This window comes from Nostoc sp. NMS7 (assembly GCF_017115085.1).
Classification (GTDB): Bacteria; Cyanobacteriota; Cyanobacteriia; order Cyanobacteriales; family Nostocaceae; genus Nostoc.
Window position 1 is genome coordinate 23,827 of the sequence record NZ_JABXKJ010000084.1, and the last position, 17,015, is coordinate 40,841.

General features: G+C 36.3%; 15 protein-coding genes and 1 pseudogene. 15 read left to right on the top strand and 1 reads right to left on the bottom strand.

Annotated features, from left to right (window positions below; translation table 11 throughout):
- Positions 1-19: 19 nt before the first annotated feature.
- On the bottom strand, positions 20-340 hold the full coding sequence (locus HWQ38_RS08740; protein ID WP_292792323.1) for a nucleotidyltransferase domain-containing protein: 321 nt from the start codon (positions 338-340) through the stop codon (positions 20-22).
- A gap of 28 nt (positions 341-368) precedes the next feature.
- Between HWQ38_RS08740 and HWQ38_RS08745 the strand changes: the two genes are divergently transcribed.
- From HWQ38_RS08745 to HWQ38_RS08815, 15 genes and pseudogenes are all read left to right on the top strand, one after another.
- The gene (locus HWQ38_RS08745) at positions 369-1,493 is read left to right on the top strand and encodes a glycosyltransferase family 1 protein (RefSeq protein WP_292792325.1); all 1,125 of its coding nucleotides are present in this window, start codon (positions 369-371) and stop codon (positions 1,491-1,493) included.
- Between the two features lie 192 nt (positions 1,494-1,685).
- Positions 1,686-2,900 carry a glycosyltransferase family 4 protein gene (locus tag HWQ38_RS08750; RefSeq protein ID WP_292792327.1) on the top strand — a complete coding sequence of 405 codons (1,215 nt, stop codon included), beginning with the start codon at positions 1,686-1,688 and terminating at the stop codon, positions 2,898-2,900.
- 49 nt (positions 2,901-2,949) lie between these two features.
- Positions 2,950-3,546, top strand: a complete 597-nt coding sequence (locus HWQ38_RS08755) for an acyltransferase (protein WP_292792329.1) — start codon at positions 2,950-2,952, stop codon at positions 3,544-3,546.
- 168 nt (positions 3,547-3,714) lie between these two features.
- A complete protein-coding gene (locus HWQ38_RS08760; RefSeq protein WP_292792331.1) occupies positions 3,715-5,082 on the top strand; it encodes a hypothetical protein in 1,368 nt (455 codons plus the stop codon).
- 12 nt (positions 5,083-5,094) lie between these two features.
- Complete coding sequence (locus tag HWQ38_RS08765; RefSeq protein WP_292792333.1) at positions 5,095-6,348, top strand: glycosyltransferase family 4 protein; 1,254 nt, start codon at positions 5,095-5,097, stop codon at positions 6,346-6,348.
- Between the two features lie 7 nt (positions 6,349-6,355).
- A complete protein-coding gene (locus tag HWQ38_RS08770) occupies positions 6,356-7,504 on the top strand; it encodes a glycosyltransferase (protein WP_292792335.1) in 1,149 nt (382 codons plus the stop codon).
- Positions 7,505-7,669: 165 nt separating this feature from the next.
- A complete protein-coding gene (asnB, locus tag HWQ38_RS08775) occupies positions 7,670-9,478 on the top strand; it encodes an asparagine synthase (glutamine-hydrolyzing) (protein WP_292792337.1) in 1,809 nt (602 codons plus the stop codon).
- 8 nt (positions 9,479-9,486) lie between these two features.
- Positions 9,487-10,689, top strand: a complete 1,203-nt coding sequence (locus HWQ38_RS08780; RefSeq protein WP_292792339.1) for a glycosyltransferase — start codon at positions 9,487-9,489, stop codon at positions 10,687-10,689.
- The gene (locus HWQ38_RS08785) at positions 10,652-11,521 is read left to right on the top strand and encodes a hypothetical protein (RefSeq protein WP_292792341.1); all 870 of its coding nucleotides are present in this window, start codon (positions 10,652-10,654) and stop codon (positions 11,519-11,521) included. Before HWQ38_RS08780 ends, HWQ38_RS08785 begins: the two co-directional genes overlap by 38 nt.
- Complete coding sequence (locus HWQ38_RS08790) at positions 11,511-11,801, top strand: hypothetical protein (protein ID WP_292792343.1); 291 nt, start codon at positions 11,511-11,513, stop codon at positions 11,799-11,801. The genes HWQ38_RS08785 and HWQ38_RS08790 overlap by 11 nt, the downstream gene beginning before the upstream one ends.
- 96 nt (positions 11,802-11,897) lie before the next feature.
- A complete protein-coding gene (locus HWQ38_RS08795; RefSeq protein ID WP_292792345.1) occupies positions 11,898-12,614 on the top strand; it encodes an FkbM family methyltransferase in 717 nt (238 codons plus the stop codon).
- Positions 12,615-12,797: 183 nt separating this feature from the next.
- A complete protein-coding gene (locus HWQ38_RS08800; protein WP_292792347.1) occupies positions 12,798-13,565 on the top strand; it encodes a glycosyltransferase family 2 protein in 768 nt (255 codons plus the stop codon).
- Between the two features lie 447 nt (positions 13,566-14,012).
- Positions 14,013-15,059, top strand: a complete 1,047-nt coding sequence (locus HWQ38_RS08805; RefSeq protein ID WP_292792349.1) for a glycosyltransferase family 2 protein — start codon at positions 14,013-14,015, stop codon at positions 15,057-15,059.
- A gap of 453 nt (positions 15,060-15,512) precedes the next feature.
- Positions 15,513-15,920 (top strand): FAD-dependent oxidoreductase, encoded by a 408-nt coding sequence (locus HWQ38_RS08810; RefSeq protein WP_292792351.1) that lies wholly within the window; start codon positions 15,513-15,515, stop codon positions 15,918-15,920.
- 12 nt (positions 15,921-15,932) lie between these two features.
- A pseudogene (locus HWQ38_RS08815) lies at positions 15,933-16,955 on the top strand (FAD-dependent oxidoreductase); the annotation flags it as partial.
- Between the last annotated feature and the right edge of the window lie 60 nt (positions 16,956-17,015).

Genomic DNA, 17,015 nt, shown 5'->3' on the forward strand with positions numbered 1-17,015 from the left:
AAATCAAGTTATTATGGTGTCAAAAAGCTATCCCTTCTCGACGAATATTTTGTAATAGAGGACTATTATAGGAATTAAAACGAGATTCATCTATAAATAGACGGCTAATCACTTGGTCATACTTTAGGGATAACTCAGCAACTACATAACTGGTTTTTTTAATTTCTTCTCCTGGATTCACATTTCCCTTGAGTACCACCAAAACATCAATATCAGAATCTGTAGAAGCTTCTCCCCGCGCTTGAGAGCCAAATAAAACCATTTGAACTAAGCGATCGCCATAAATTTCCTGTAAGCAAGTTTTAAGCCGTTGCAGAATTTCTGCTAACTCTTTACTCATATTTAAACCTCTAAAGTTATAGCATTTGATGGTCAATTATTTAATTCATATAACTTCCATTGTACCTCGACTGCCTCCCGCAATTGATGGCGTAGGAGACTATGCCCTCAATTTAGCTCGTCAGCTTCGCAAAGATTTCAATATTCAAACCCATTTTATTGTAGGTAATACCAAATGGAATGGTGCAGCAAAAATTGAAGGTTTTCCTGTTAGCCAAATTAGCGTGGGCGTAGCTGGTCGTAGACATCACTCCCCTGATGCACTGCTAAATTTATTATCAAGCGATCGCACATCCAGCATCCTTTTACATTACGTAGGCTACGGCTATGCTCAACGAGGCTGTCCAGTTTGGTTAGTCGATGGGTTACAACGTTGGAAAAGTTTATTTCCCAAGCGATCGCTCCTTACGATGTTCCATGAAGTCTATGCTTCAGGACTCCCTTGGACTAGCTCTTTTTGGTTATCGCCCTTACAGAAAAATTTAGCCGCACGTTTGGCACAAATGAGCGATCGCTGTATAACTAGTAAACAAAGTTATGGCGAAGTTTTATATCAACTGAATCCCACTAAACAAACTGAAATTACTTGCCTTCCTGTTTTTTCCAATATTGGAGAACCAGAATACTTGCCAACTCTATCAGAGCGCTCTCAGCGACTAGTGGTTTTTGGTAGCCGTAACGCTAGGTTACAAGTCTATAATCAATGCCTCAAAGCCTTAGAAGAAACCTGCCAAAATTTAAATATTAAAGAAATCTTGGATATTGGTGTACCAACAGGTTTGGAACTTTCTAAGATTAAGGGAATTCCTATTATAGAAAAAGGAGTGGATGAAGCAGAAGAAATTAGTAAAATTTTGCAGGATTCTATCGCTGGATTTTTAAACTTTCCTCCCCCTGCATACTTAGCAAAATCAACTATTTTTGCTTCTTACTGCGCCCATAGACTAATTCCTTGCATGGCTATTTCTAGCAAAATACCAATAGATAGTCTCGAAAAAGGTAAACATTACTGGTCTGCTGATGAGCATAGTAATGAATTAACCTTCAAACAGGGACAGGATATTGCAGATAATGCTTATACATGGTATCAAACCCATAGCCTTCCAGTGCAAGCCAAAATTTTCATGGAGTACTTGATGTTGCGACAGCAATAGAAACAAAAAATTACTTATATGGTGGAAGCATTTGTTCGTTTAATATTAATTTATTAGGCAGAAGATTATGTCTATTAATTTTTTAGGAATTTCAAATCAAACAATATTAGGTAAGATTTTGAGAATTCCTTTACAATTTATTCCGGTAACAACAGTAATGCCTATTTTGCAGGGAAAACTCAAAGGCAAAAAGTGGATCGTAAAGTCAGGGAAATTGTTCAGAAATATCGAGTTTTAGTAGTTGCTTCTCATCCTGTGCAGTATGCTGCTCCAATGTTCAGGCTCATGGCAAAACATCCTCAATTGGATATTCAAGTAGCTTATTGTAGTTTACAAGGTGTTAAAGCCGGTTTTGATGCAGGGTTTGGTATAGAAGTTGCCTGGGATATACCACTACTAGATGGTTATCCTTGGGTGGAAGTTGAAAATAATTCTCCCAAACCTAAACTTGGGAGTTTTTTTGGACTAATAAACTTAGGGCTATGGAACCTGATTACTAAAGATAATTTTGATGCTGTCATTGTTTATACTGGCTATAGCTATTTCAGCTTTTGGATTGCAGCAGCCGCAACAAAACTGACAGGAAAAAAGTTTTTATTTGGTACGGATGCTAGTGTACTGGAACCTCGTGATAAAAAAAGGTGGAAGACATGGTTAAAAAATATGTTGCTGCCACGTATCTTCCAGCTTGCTGATATTGTGATAGTGACTTCAACATTGGGTAAGCAAATGGTTCATAGTTTAGGAATTCCTGAACAGAATATTGCTCTAACTCCATATACAGTAGATAACGATAGGTGGATATCGGAAGCTAATCAAGTAGATGTTAAGTCCGTTCGCAAGCAGTGGGATATTTCAGAAAAAGCTACTGTTTTGCTATTTTGTGCCATGCTCCAACATTGGAAACGTCCTCATGATGTTTTAAAAGCTTTTGCTCAAGCTAATGTCCAGAATAGCTACCTTCTATTTGCAGGTGAAGGACCTCTCAGAGCAGAATTAGAAGTAGAGACAGATTCTTTGGGGCTAATAGATAGAGTCAAGTTTCTTGGTTTTGTTAACCAGTCTTATCTATCCTCAATCTATCGCTCTGCTGATTTATTTGTATTATCTTCAGATTATGAACCTTTTGGATTGGTTGTCAACGAAGCAATGCTTTGTGGCTGCCCTGTAGTCGTTAGTGATCACGTGGGTTCTCGCTATGATCTGGTTCAACATGGAAAAAATGGATTTGTTTATCCCTGTGCAGATATAGAAGCCTTAGCCAAAATTCTCCAAGAAGTGCTTTCAGACCATGAGCGTTTGCAGAAAATGGGGACTGCTGCTACTGAGCGGATGAAATCTTGGTCTCCACATGAGTATATAGAAGCAATCATAAAAGCTTTAGAAAAGTTTACATTTGCAATTTAGCCTATCTTTTCTCAGAGTGTACCTAAACGCCATAAATCATATAGAAAATATGAGTTTTATATATCTTTGGCAAAACCGAGAAAAATCACATATTTTTTCATGGTTTTGGCTCAAGCAATGGGCAAAACGTATTTTGTATTTTCCTAAATTAATTACAGTATTAAAGACTAAGTTTTTTTTGAAAATAAGAGGAACTAAAATAGGTAGTGTTAGTATTATTTCTAATAAAAGCAGAATAGAAGGTTCCCTAGATCAACTAACTATTGGAAATTGTACTTTTATTGGTCAAGCATATCTTGCTATACACGCAGATATTAGGATCGGTTCTTTCGTTGTAATCAACGATGGAGTCAAATTACTCACGGCCAGTCATGATGTGAATGATCCATCTTGGTCTTCTTTTGCTCAACCGATAATTATTGATGATTATGCTTGGATTGCTACAGATGCAATTATTCTACCTGGTGTTCATATTGGGAAAGGCGCTATAGTAGGAGCAGGTGCAGTAGTTACTAAAAATATACCTGAATATAATATTGCTGTTGGTAATCCGGCTAAATTACTTGATAAGCAAAGAGTACAACAGCTTAAGTATAACCCAGTTCAACTGGTTGCTTGTTATGAAGCATGGCTAGGGAAATATTGATTATCTATCTATATGATGGAAATCATTAAATACTCTATTTTTTTATTTTAGCTTAAAAAAATACACATAACTAATAATAAAAACTCACTAATTATAGATAAGTAGTAAAATATTTATCATTAATAAGACATACATTAAACAAAGTAAATATTTTTCAGTAATTTAATTATGCTCATAGCTATTTTTGCAATATTTTTTCTAATTTGTATTTCTGCATTAGATTGGAAAAAATCGTTTTTTTTCGTACTAGTATTTATAGTATTGGAAGGAGTCGCACGAAAATGGATTTTGCCCCAAGCTAGTAACTTGATCTATTTTGTTAAGGATTTAGTTTTAATAGGAGCTTATATAAAGTATTTCTTGATAGAGAGAAAAAGAATAAAAAATCACTATATTAATTTTTTTATATATCTATTGGCAATTTGGTCTTTTGTGCAAGCTTTTAACCCAAGCTTAGGCTCTTACATCATCGGCTTGTTCGGATTAAAAACATATTTGTTGTATATTCCTATATTTTGGATTTTGTCAGATTTGTTTTCTTCAAAAATAGATGTATATAAATTTTTGAGGTTTTATTTATTACTAGTTATTCCTGTTTGTTTGCTAGCAGTGGCTCAGTTTTTTAGCCCTCCTTTAAGTCCCTTAAATGTTTATTCTAATAATGCAAGTGTAGTTGCTATGTTTGGAGTAGGAAAAGAACAAATAGTGAGAGTTACGGGAAGTTTTTCCTATATTACTGGTTTTGGGACATACTTATCAGCCAGTTTGGGTTTACTTGTACCGATGCTCACATTACGACAGTCCCGTGTATGGTATTGTTTAACTATTATTGAGTTGCTACTAGTATTAGGAACTTCTTTCATGACAGGTTCCAGGGCAGTAGTTTTATATGAAGCTTTATTTTTAATTAGTTATGTATTCATACTTTCATTAACACACCCCAATCAAACACCTCGTATCATTAAAAAGTTTATACTACCAACGATTATTGCATCGGTCGTTGTTCCCACCTATTTTAGTAAGAGTATTGATTTGCTTTCTAAGCGTACTATATCAAATTCAGCAGAAAGTGCTGGTCGTATTTGGGGACCTTTTACTGAAGCAGTTTCAGGAATACAGTACATAATACAATCTAAACAAATAGACAGCTATGGAACTGGAGCCACCCACCAAGCAACATCAGTTCTAAGAAAATTCCTTGGGTTGCCTCAAGGCGACCCTATACCACCACTCGAAGTAGAACCCGCAAGAGTAGCCGTAGAAATTGGCGTGATTGGTTTTATTTCATGGTATTTGATTCGGATAAGTTTGATTATTTCTCTTTTGCTAACTTTAAGAAAACTCCGCGATCCCTTTTTATGCCAACTAGCTTTATCTGCTTTTTTGTTTCATCTTCTTCAGATAACTATTTCTGTAATTTTTAATCCCTATATGGGCATTTATTATTGGTTTTTTGCAGGATTTATTTTTCTATTGCCAGAATTAGAAAAACGGGAAGAAAACAAAAATATTGTTTCCCAAATATCACCAAGCTAGAGTCTCAACACCATGTCTGATGTGAATTTATCTATAGTTCATTATGGCAACGCTGGCAATGTCCGTCAAGCAGCATTGGCATTTGCAGAAGCAAGTTTGCTCCATGAGGTAATTACAACTTTAGCATACAATCCTCATGCAAAAATTTGGCGTTATCTTGATTTATTGCCATCTCAATTTAACAGCTTAGTTCGGCATGAACTTAGTAAAAGAACTTGGATAATCAAAGATAAGAAAATTACAACCTATCCTTGGTATGAAATACTAAGGCTCTTTTTATCAAGGGCTAGATTCAATAAAATCTCTGGTAGAACTTATGAACAAATAGGGAACTGGGGTTTTCTTCTATTAGATCGTCAAGTAGCCAAGCATCATTTACAGAATCTAACTGCTATATATAGTTATGAAGATGTAGCGGCGATAACTTTTGAAAAGGCTCAAAAACAGGGTGTTTATTGTCTATATGATTTACCTATTCCTTTTTATCAAACGACTCGACTAATTATGCAAGAAGAAGCTGAAAGATTTCCTAGTCTTAAGCATAGTATTCAGACCATTAATGAGCCGGATTGGAAGTTAAAACGTAAGGAACGGGAAGTTGAGCTTGCAGATCACATTTTTGTTGCTTCATCAGTAACTCAAAAATCTTTGACTAATATTGGAATTAACGCTAATAAGATCAGTGTTATTCCTTATGGAGCACCTATTGATACTTTTCAACCTCAACCCAAATCTGATAATTGCTTTCGCGTGATGTTTTTCGGAAGATTTTCACCCTCAAAAGGAATTCATTATCTTCTACAAGCGTGGCAAGATTTAAAGTTTAAAAATGCTCAACTAGTCTTTGTTGGTCAAAATCGGTTTCCCCAAGGATGGTTAGAAGAGCGGTACTTAGGACTGTATCACCATATTCCTTCAGTCTCTCATTTTTTGCTAAATCAGTATTACAGTCAAGCTAGTATTGTAGTTTTGCCCTCTTTAATTGATGGTTTTGGATTGGTAGTTGTAGAGGCTATGGCCTGTGGAATACCTGTTATTGTTACTGTAAATACGGGAGCGAGTGATATTCTTACTGATGGCGTAGAAGGGTTTATCATTCCCATTCGGAATGTAGAAGCACTCAAAGAAAAATTAGAGTGGTGCTACTCCCATCCTCAAGAGTTAGCAGAAATGGGACGAGCCGCCCGATGTAAAGCTGAAGAGTTGAACTGGGGTGTGTATAGACAACGTTTGGCAAACCAGGTGCGATCGCTACTTACAAGATAAACTTTATATGACTAAAACCATATATCATCTTTGGTTTCCAAATATCTTTGAATTTAAAGGTGGAATCCAAACCTACTCGGCATTTTTACTACAAGCTATTCAGAATATCTATCCTAATGATAACTATGGCGTGTTTCTCATGCACGATCGCAGCCCATCGGCTAATTTTACTAACAAAAAACTTACCCAGTTTCACTGCGCTGGGGTTGTGCCATTACCACTAAGAAGACCTGTATTTGCTGCCCAATTAATCGGATGGGGAATTTATCAACGTCCTAATTTAGTTATTGCTAGTCACTTGAATTTTACTGTTGCAGCTTACTGGCTAAAACGCTTGGTAGGTATACCCTACTGGACAGTAGCTTATGGCATAGAAGCCTGGGATATTCAAAGCGCTGCGGTGAAAACATCTCTACATCATGCAGACCGTATTTTGGCTATAAGCAGTTACACACGCGATCGCCTACTGAAGGAACAAAACCTCGACCCCAAAAAAGTTTCTCTTTTACCTTGCCAATTTGAACCCAGTCGCTTTCAACCAGCACCAAAACCCAGTTATTTATTAGAGCAATATGGACTCAAACTGAAACAACCAATTATATTGACTGTGGCCAGACTAGCGGAGGTTGAACGCTACAAGGGCTATGACCAAATCCTGCAAGCACTACCTTATATTCGTCAAATAATCCCTGATGTCCACTACATCATTGTTGGTAAAGGTAATGACAAAAGTAGAATTAAGCAGATGATTGTACAACTAGGGTTGCAAAATTGTGTGACTCTAGCTGGATTTATACCTGATGAACAACTTTGTGATTATTACAACCTTTGTGATGTTTTTGCAATGCCTAGCAAAAGAGAAGGATTTGGTATTGTCTATCTAGAAGCACTAGGTTGTGGTAAACCTGTATTAGGAGGCAACCAGGATGGAGCTATTGATGCTCTTTGTCATGGTGAATTAGGGGCACTAGTTAACCCTGATAATGTAGAGGAAATTGCTCGAACTTTAGTTCAAATTCTCCAGGGTATATATCCCAATAAATTGATGTATCAACCCGATATTCTGCGTCAAAAAGTAATTGATTATTTTGGTTTTGAGCAGTTTCAAACTACTCTAGCTAAATATTTTGACAAGCACTTGCAATCTATAAGATAATTAATATAAATATTTTATTGATTATCTTTATTATTGTAAATGAATTATCTGAAGCTTTAAAAAACTTAAGTATCATCATCCCTTTTCTGAAATATTTTAATATTTTTTTAGCGATAGTGTTTATATTGAATCTATGAAAACCTCTGAATAATTAAATTATCTTCTATGTGTGGCATTGCCGGAATTTTAACGAAAACTGAAATAACAAACAGTTTGGAAACCTTGATGCGGAGAATGCAAACTGCTCTCCAGCATCGTGGTCCTGATGACCAAGGAATTTATATTTCCCCAGATAGACAAGTTGGTTTTGCTCATACTCGTCTTTCCATTCTTGACCTCAGTGCCGCAGGACATCAGCCGATGTCTACACCTGACGGACGTTATTGGATTACCTTTAATGGGGAAATTTACAACTTTCGGCAATTACGACTTACCCTAGAAGCAAAAGGAGAGAAGTTTTATTCACAAACCGATACTGAAGTTATTCTCAAACTTTATCAGCAGCAAGGAGCAGAATGTGTTAATAATTTGCGGGGGATGTTTGCCTTTGCTATTTGGGATAACCAAGAACAAACCTGCTTTATTGCCCGCGATGCTTTAGGAATTAAACCTTTATACTATTGGCAATCTGGATCAACTTTAATATTCGCCTCAGAAATTAGAGCAATTCTAGCATCAAAATTACCTAGCATTGCCTTAAGTCCAGAGGGTTTATATAGCTATCTTATCAGTGGAACAGTAACAGAACCTCACACCCTAATTGCAGGTATTCGCTGTTTAGAAGCTGGTCATTGGTTACGTTGGCAAGCAGGTAATCTCATTGAGCAGCAATATTGGCAAATTAACTTTGCTTCTGAAACAATTTCTCTAACAGAAGCCAAGAGAAAAGTCCGCAATGCTCTTATTGACTCCATTGAACATCACTTTATCAGTGATGTGCCAGTCGGAATATTTTTAAGTGGTGGGATTGACTCAAGCTCAATTGTTGCCTTAGCGCGTCAAACTCAAAAAGGTAATTTACGCACCTACTCAATTGCATTTGAAGAAAATGAGTGGAATGAAGGAGAACTTGCCCAAAAAGTTGCTAAAGAATTTAACACTGAACATACAGAATATAAAGTAACTGCATCTTTAGGACTAGACTTATTGCCGCAATTTTTAGCAAGTATTGATCAACCTAGTATTGATGGCTTCAATACTTTTTGTGCATCCCAAATTGCCCACATAGATGGGACTAAAGTAGTTTTATCTGGATTAGGGGCAGATGAGCTATTCGGTGGCTATAAAACATTTCAACAAGTACCAAATATGGTTCGCTGGGGTCAGCAACTCCAGAAAATTGAACCCATCAGCACCAGTTTAGGCAAAGGATTAGCATCTTGGGGCACATCACCACGAATCAAGCGCTTAGGAGACTTTTTAGAGCAAAAGCCAACAACCGCAGCAGCTTACCGTAGTTTTCGGGGTATTTTCTCCCAAGGAGAAGCCTGGAAAATTACTCAGCACTACTTCAAAGATGCCTCTTTACCAATTTGGGAGGGAGCGATTTTTCAGGATAGGAGCCTACCCAAAAATCTCCCTTCTTTAGAAGATGAAGTCAGCCTGCTAGAACTGAGTTGTTATATGCGTAATCAGTTGTTGCGGGACAGCGACGTTATGAGTATGGCATGGGGATTAGAATTGCGAGTACCCTTTGTTGACCAAGCTCTACTAGAAGCGATCGCCTCTATTCCTAGCACAATGCGTCTCGCACAAGGTAAACAATTATTAATTCAAGCAATTCCTGAGTTACCGAATTGGTTACTTAATCGTCCCAAGCGCGGATTCTTTTTTCCCTTTCAGCAATGGATGGAGAAAGATTGGAGTGATTATTTTCCAGATCATGAACTGGGTAAAGATATTAATTTAAAACTATGGTATCGCCGTTGGAGTTTAGCAATTCTCCAGCATTGGTGGAAGCAAGTTGCCGGATAAGAATAATTATGAAAATCCTTCATATCATTCCTTCAGTAGCATCAGTACGAGGTGGGCCAAGTCAGGCAGTACTACAAACAGTTAAAGCACTGCGAAATCAAGGTATTGCAGCAGAAATTGTCACCACTAATGATAATGGCAATAATTTACTTGATGTGCCTTTAAACCAGCATATAAACTATCAGGAAGTACCGATTTGGTTTTTCTCACGTTTTTCTCCTGAAGTTAACTCCATTAGAGAATTTGCCTTTTCTAGTCAGCTAACTTCGTGGTTGTGGCAAAATGCTGCTAACTACGACTTGCTGCATATCCACGCTATTTTTTCCTATACTTCAACGGTGGCGATGGCGATCGCTCGTTTTAAAGGTATTCCCTACATTGTTCGCCCTTTAGGACAACTGTGTCAATGGTCACTCCAGCAAAGTGCCCGTAAAAAACAGATTTATCTCCAGCTAATAGAAAAAGCTAATCTCAATCATAGTCAATATATTCATTTCACCTCAGACCTAGAACAGGAAGAAGCTTCGCGGTTGAATTTAATTTCTCCAAGCTTTATTCTGCCCCACGGTACTGCTATTCCAAATAATATTCCTAATGCCCGCCACCGTTTACGGCAACACCTTAAACTTCCCACAGATGAACCAATAATTTTATTTTTATCTCGTCTGCATCCTAAAAAAGGTCTGGACTATTTAATTCCAGCTTTGGAGAAACTATCTGATTACCGCTTTACTTTGGTATTAGCAGGGGCTGGTTCTCCAGAATATGAAACTGAAGTTAAATCTCTACTTGGATCTCATGGCATTCAAAACCGCACCCATTTTACAGGATTTGTTAAAGGAGAAATGAAAGATTTATTAATCCAAGGCGCAGACCTATTTACTCTCACCTCCTACTCTGAAAACTTTGGGGTAGCAGTCATGGAAGCTTTAGCTGCTGGTGTTCCTGTTGTAGTAACTCCTGGTGTCGCTGTAGCTGATATAGTAGCGCAGAATCAGCTTGGGTATGTTGCAGAGCTTGATGTAGCTGCGATCGCTGCTTCTATACAGCAGGCTCTAGATCATCCCCACCAGACAAAAGAGATGGGCGATCGCGCCCAGCAATTTATATTAGAAAATTATACTTGGGATAGTGTAGCCTCAAAACTGATTTCAGTTTATAAAGATATTGTTCATGGCACTCTTCAAAGGCAAACAAAAAAGGTTATCTAAAATCATGAATCAGCCTAACTTAGCATATACATCTGATAACCCTAAATTAGATTATCGGGTGATCATCAGAAAGATATTAAATGGTAACTTTGGGTATATTTTCGGTAGATTTCATATATTCAGAATATATTATTCTCGATACAAAAGTATTAAGCAATATTCTAAAAAGGAAAATGATAAAAGCTTAAAATTTGATACTAAAATTTTAAACTCCTCTAATCTTAACATACAACAAATATCTAATTTTATTAAAAATAACTCATACTATGAACAACTTCAGCTAGATCAACAATCAGTTACATCTATAGTAGAAGCCGCTAAGACTAAAAACCTAATTGTGTCTGCAAATAGGCTGTCTTTTACTTATGATCAATATCAGGAGAAGATAAAACCATATCATAAAATTGCAATGGCTAATGTAGATCAGCCTCTAGAAATAAAAGAAGTATACAAACTTAGATATGATAGTTATTTGTTAGAGATTTCATCACAATATCTTGGTTACTTTCCCACTAATTGTGATGTAAAAATTTGGTGGAGTTTTGCAGATACTTTATCTCCAGAAGAAAGACGTAGCCAGTTTCAAACTATTGACTACCATTACGATATACATGGATTCAACTTCTTCTATGTTTGTTTCTATCTAACTGATGTAGATATTAAAATTGGCGCACATATTGTTGTAAAAGGAAGTCATGTAAATAAAAAGATTTCAATGCTGTTGCGTAGTGCGCGTGTTCCTGAAGAGGTAATTGCTCAAAATTATTCTCCAATGGATATTATTACAATTGAAGGTAAAGCAGGTAAATGTTTTCTTGAGGATGCTTCATAGGCTGGAACCAAGTATTCCATTTATATTTGAACAGCTTGCTGCTAAAACCCTAATTCCTGAAGTTGAATCTATTTTAGGAAGAAAAGTTGATAAAAAAGAAGATATGTACGAAATAATATTATCTTATTTTCAAACCGTTTATTCCCCCTATGCAATTGTCACCAGTATGTTTAATTCTCGCCATATTGAAAGAAATCAGCAAGCAATTCAAGAGACAAAAATTAGTAAAGAACAATTTCATTCTTTTGAAAACCTGCTTCTTCTTAAGAAAATACTTTAAATGATAGATTTGTTATTGTCAAGAGATAATGCAAATTTATTTGATATAAATGCTTTGGAAAAAGATGAAATATTTTACATTTACTGAAAAGTTACTATGAATTCACTAATATCTAGTATCATTCAAAGCCAATACATTATAAATACAAGATCCTTTTTAAGGAAAAATAGCGGTGGGAGAAAGTTTTTATCATATATATCAAATAAAATTAGTAAAGGATATGAGAGTAATTTTCAAGCTGAGTTAGTCAGATATATTAAAGTTGGTGATGTTGTATGGGATATAGGAGCAAATGTTGGATATTACACACAACAAATATTGAATCTAGTCGGAAACGAAGGTAAGGTCATAGCTGTTGAACCATCACCATTAAGCGCACAAGCGTGCCGAAAAATTTCTAATAGCGGAAACTTAATTGTAATCGAATCAGCATTAAGCAGTAAAATTGGAACTACATATTTTTCTATTAATGATGATCCAACTTCGCCAAAAAATAGATTATCAGATTCTGGTAATATAAGTAATACGATAGAAATAGCAATTACTACGGGTGATAATCTTTTGCAGCAATCAGGTTATGCTCCTAATGTGATCAAAATAGACGTAGAAGGAGCAGAAATTGAAGTCCTTAGAGGTATGCAGCAAGTTTTAGCATATTCAGATTTGAGAGCAATTTTTATTGAGGTACATTCTCAAATACTTGAACAGAATGGCTATTATGATGCGATTAAGATAATAACTCAAATTCTAAATAATAATGGTTTTAATACTAACTGGACGGATTTTTCACATATTGAAGCCATTAGGAAATAACAGATAAAAAAGCTAATTTATCAGCTAGTAAAAAGCAATTTACCAAGATGATGGACACGCTCATATAGAGGATTATACAAAAATCAAATTTAAGTTTATAAGTAGATTTATTTATCTTTATAAATCCATGTTGTGTTCTAGCACACTATTTAATCAAAATAATTTATTTAAATTTACTGATAAATGCTAGAAGAAATTACCCCTCTTATCCTAACCTATAACGAAGCCCTTAATATTCAACGCACTCTCCAGCATCTAACCTGGGCAAAGCGCATTGTTGTTGTTGACAGTTACAGTACCGATGAAACCCTAGAAATTTTAGTATCCTATCCGCAAGTTCAACTATTCAAACGAAAATTTGACAACCATACAGCACAATGGAATTATGGTTTACAACAAATAACCTCTGAGTGGGTACTCTCTCTAGACGCAGACTACATCATTTCAGATGAGCTAATTACTGAAATTAAGGAATTACCTCAAGAGTTACAAATAGATGGCTTCTTTGCCAGATTCAAATATTGTATCTTCGGCAAACCTCTGTGGGGGACTACACTACCTCCTCGGCAAGTTCTTTTTAGGAAAGATAAATCCATTTATCTTGATGACGGACATACCCAACTCCTACAAGTTAAAGGTAAGTCAGCTGTGCTGTCTGGCTACATCTATCACGACGATCGCAAACCTCTAAGTCGTTGGTTGTGGGCACAGGATCGCTACATGATGATTGAAGCTAAGAAGTTGCTAGAAACTCCAATAAGTGAACTAAGCTTTGGCGATCGCATTCGCAAACAAAAAATACTTGCACCGATCATCATCTTAGTCTATTGCCTCGTCATTAAAGGAGGTATTCTCGACGGCTGGCATGGTTTTTACTATGCATTTCAGCGTGTCTTAGCTGAAATTTTACTGTCAATTCATTTGATTGAAGCAGAGAAATTAAAAACATAATATAGCGCGATCGCCTATACCCTAAAAAATTTGTAAATGCTGCTCAACAATTCATAAAATTACTTGCGAGTCTATATAAATTTTTATTTTCCTTGAATTCCCTATTCTAAAAACCGAACTATGAACTGGATTTCCCCCGTTCGTTGTCAGGCAATTTCTCTCTTTGATTGAGTATTTATACTTAAATCTGCGACCCAATTGTTTTTTTAGCCATTGCCTCTGGCTGAAAAAATAGTTATTTTGTACTATATTTTCAATTCCAAAATCGCGGTTAATACTCTATTTTTTCAAAATGAGAATTGCTGTGCTGGCGCACTATAATCATTTATTGACAAATCAGTGGTTTTGTGCAATGCTATCGCCGATAGTGGGCATTACCTCGTCCAATGTAAGTATTGGCATAAAAAAGTGCTACGAACCCTAGATTTAAGGCAGTATTAGGCAGAAATGAATTTGTCAACAGAGCTATCAATTTCGATAATCATTCCGGTTCATAATGGTGGTGATAGTTTCCGCCAGTGTTTGTCAAGTATTAGCGCGTCTATCTCCAAGCCCACGGAAATTATTGTGGTGGCTGATGGGGATACAGATAACTCTTGGCAAGTAGCAGCGGAATGGGGAGCGAAGGTAATTAGAGTCGATGAGAAAGGTGGTCCAGCACAAGCCAGAAATTTAGGTGCGGCTGCGGCTGAAGGAGATATTCTTTTTTTTGTGGATGCTGATGTGGCGATCGCACCCGATACAATAAATCGGGTAAGATTGGCTTTTGAAAAAGATGCAAATCTAGGGGCTGTGATTGGTTCCTATGATGATGCTCCCGGAGCCAGTAATTTTCTTTCTCAATACAAAAATCTTTTTCATCATTATATCCATCAAACTGCTAAAGAAGACGCTTTCACTTTCTGGGGTGCTTGTGGTGGGATTCGCCGTGATATCTTCTTGGCTATGGGGGGCTTTGATGAAAGTTATCGTCGTCCTTGTGTGGAAGATATTGAGTTAGGCTATTGGCTCAAAACAGCAGGTTACAAAATTCGACTTGACAAAGGCTTGCAAGTAAAACATTTGAAACGGTGGGGTATGGTTGCTCTGGTCAAAGCGGATGTGTGCGATCGCGCTTTACCTTGGACTAAATTAATACTCCGTGAAAGACAGATGCGTTCTGATTTGAATCTTGGGTGGTCAAGTCGGCTGAGTGTGGTTTTAGTTTACTCTTTGCTAGTGAGTTTACTTGCTTGTTGGTGGCTAAATCCACTATTTTATGTAGCTATGATTATTACTTTATTACTTCTAATTATCAACTTCTCAGTTTACAGCTTTTTTCTCCAGAAACGTGGTTTTATATTTACTTTGAGGGTTTGTCCTTGGCACTGGTTTTATTATTTTTACAGTGGTTTAGCTTTTGTTATTGGTATATTTTTATTTCAAAATTCTCGAAAAAAATGTATAAAAGAACAATTGCTTATGACAATGCTTAGGAACGTGAATTTAATATAGCAATTCCCATACTCGTGAGGTACAGTAACAAATAATTAACCGCCGATAGAAGAGGATTAATACAGATGAACGCCGATAAATTTGTACCTCAGCAGACTAGGAAACGCTATAAGATCCAATTTTGGCATCGAGGCTTGGCAATACCAAAGTCTTAAAGCAGAGAGATTGTGTAGGTTATTTAATCCAATATCCTTATGATATATAGCAATCCTAAATGAGTTGTGAAAATTACTTGTTAAGGCTTTTAACAGGGAACAGGAAAGAAGGATGTACAAATGTACTTTTTTTCACAAATGAAATAGGAATGCTATAGCAGTTCTAAATGATTTGTGAAATCTCGCACATATGCTGTTGACCGTTAAGACTCAATAGCCAGCACTGATATTTTTCACACCTGAAATAGGATTCCTATAAGATACGCCCATTAATAATAACTATGACAAGGGAAAACAATTGAACAATAATTATAGTGTACTCATTATCGGTGCAGGCCCTGCGGGTTTAACAGCCGCTTATGAGCTAATTAATCAAGGCATTCAGCCGATTGTATTAGAACAAGCTGACCGGGTGGGGGGAATATCTCGCACAGAAACTTATAAAGGCTATCGTTTCGATATTGGCGGTCATAGATTTTACACCAAAATTGGAGAAGTTCAGCAATTTTGGATAGAAATACTGAGTAACAAATTACTAAAAGTTACTCGGTTATCTCGTATTTATTACAATGGTAAGTTTTTTAACTATCCTTTGGAAATAACTAACGCTTTATCTAATCTGGGACTTGTTAACAGCTTGCTAATCTTATTTAGTTATTTGCAAGCTAAAATCAAACCAAATCCACAGGAAGAAAGTTTTGAATAATGGGTATGTAACCACTTTGGTAAGCGTTTATATCAAACTTTTTTTAAAACTTATACTGAAAAAGTATGGGGGATTTGCTGTAAAGAAATTAGAGCAGATTGGGCAGCGCAACGCATTCAAGGAATGTCATTAAAAAAAGCTATATTAAATAGTTTATTTAAGAATAACCAAACCAAATCCCTGATTAAGGAATTTTACTACCCAGAACTGGGACCGGGAATGATGTGGGAGAAATGCCAAGAAATTATTACCAGTAAGGGGGGAACAGTTTATCTCAACACCAAGGTAAATCAAATTTACCATCAAAATAATCATATTCAAAAAATTAGTTTCCAACAGGAAAATCAAACTTTTGATTTACAAGCAGACTATTTTATTTCTAGTATGCCAGTGACTGCTTTGGTATTACGACTAGAACCATCAGCACCATCACCAGTTTTGCAAGCAGCACGCAGTCTGAAATATCGAGATTTTTTAATTGTTGCTTTAATAATTGATGCGGTAGATTTATTTCCCGATAACTGGATTTATATTCACAGTCCAGAGTTTCAAGTAGGACGGATTCAAAACTTCAAAAACTGGAGTCCTGCAATGGTTCCAGATAGCGGTAAAACTTGCTTGGGTATGGAATATTTTTGCTCTCAAGGTGATAAAGTTTGGTCAATGTCTGATAGGGAGTTAATTGATATTGCTAGTCAAGAAATTGTAGCTTTAGGGTTGCTTTTAAATAGAGAAAAAATTGAGGATGCTACAGTGATTAGACAATTAAAAGCTTATCCTGTTTATGATGAAGAATACCGTCAGCACTTACAAGTTCTCCAATATTACTTAAAGACTTTTGATAACTTACAAACCGTCGGGAGGAACGGGATGCACCATTATAATAATCAAGATCATTCGATGTTAACAGGATTACTAGCAGCCAGAAATATCATGGGAGAAAAGAATGATTTATGGGAAGTAAATACAGAACGCTCTTATTATGAAGAGTTTGTCATTAAACCCGAAAAAACACAAATAGCGATCACCGGATAACCATATATAGCAACCGAAGCATAGATTAGGACATAATAGAAGTAAATGACCTTCAAAAAC

Bases quoted from the DNA above. Each gene is read 5' to 3' on its own strand.
- HWQ38_RS08790 (WP_292792343.1), top strand. From the start codon at position 11,511: ATGCTTCATAGGCTGGAACCAAGTATTCCATTTATATTTGAACAGCTT.
- HWQ38_RS08765 (WP_292792333.1), top strand. From the start codon at position 5,095: ATGTCTGATGTGAATTTATCTATAGTTCATTATGGCAACGCTGGCAAT.
- HWQ38_RS08745 (WP_292792325.1), top strand. From the start codon at position 369: ATGGTCAATTATTTAATTCATATAACTTCCATTGTACCTCGACTGCCT.
- HWQ38_RS08805 (WP_292792349.1), top strand. From the start codon at position 14,013: ATGAATTTGTCAACAGAGCTATCAATTTCGATAATCATTCCGGTTCAT.
- asnB (WP_292792337.1), top strand. From the start codon at position 7,670: ATGTGTGGCATTGCCGGAATTTTAACGAAAACTGAAATAACAAACAGT.
- HWQ38_RS08780 (WP_292792339.1), top strand. From the start codon at position 9,487: ATGAAAATCCTTCATATCATTCCTTCAGTAGCATCAGTACGAGGTGGG.
- HWQ38_RS08800 (WP_292792347.1), top strand. From the start codon at position 12,798: ATGCTAGAAGAAATTACCCCTCTTATCCTAACCTATAACGAAGCCCTT.
- HWQ38_RS08760 (WP_292792331.1), top strand. From the start codon at position 3,715: ATGCTCATAGCTATTTTTGCAATATTTTTTCTAATTTGTATTTCTGCA.
- HWQ38_RS08785 (WP_292792341.1), top strand. From the start codon at position 10,652: ATGGCACTCTTCAAAGGCAAACAAAAAAGGTTATCTAAAATCATGAAT.
- HWQ38_RS08795 (WP_292792345.1), top strand. From the start codon at position 11,898: ATGAATTCACTAATATCTAGTATCATTCAAAGCCAATACATTATAAAT.
- HWQ38_RS08770 (WP_292792335.1), top strand. From the start codon at position 6,356: ATGACTAAAACCATATATCATCTTTGGTTTCCAAATATCTTTGAATTT.
- HWQ38_RS08740 (WP_292792323.1), bottom strand. From the start codon at position 340: ATGAGTAAAGAGTTAGCAGAAATTCTGCAACGGCTTAAAACTTGCTTA.
- HWQ38_RS08755 (WP_292792329.1), top strand. From the start codon at position 2,950: ATGAGTTTTATATATCTTTGGCAAAACCGAGAAAAATCACATATTTTT.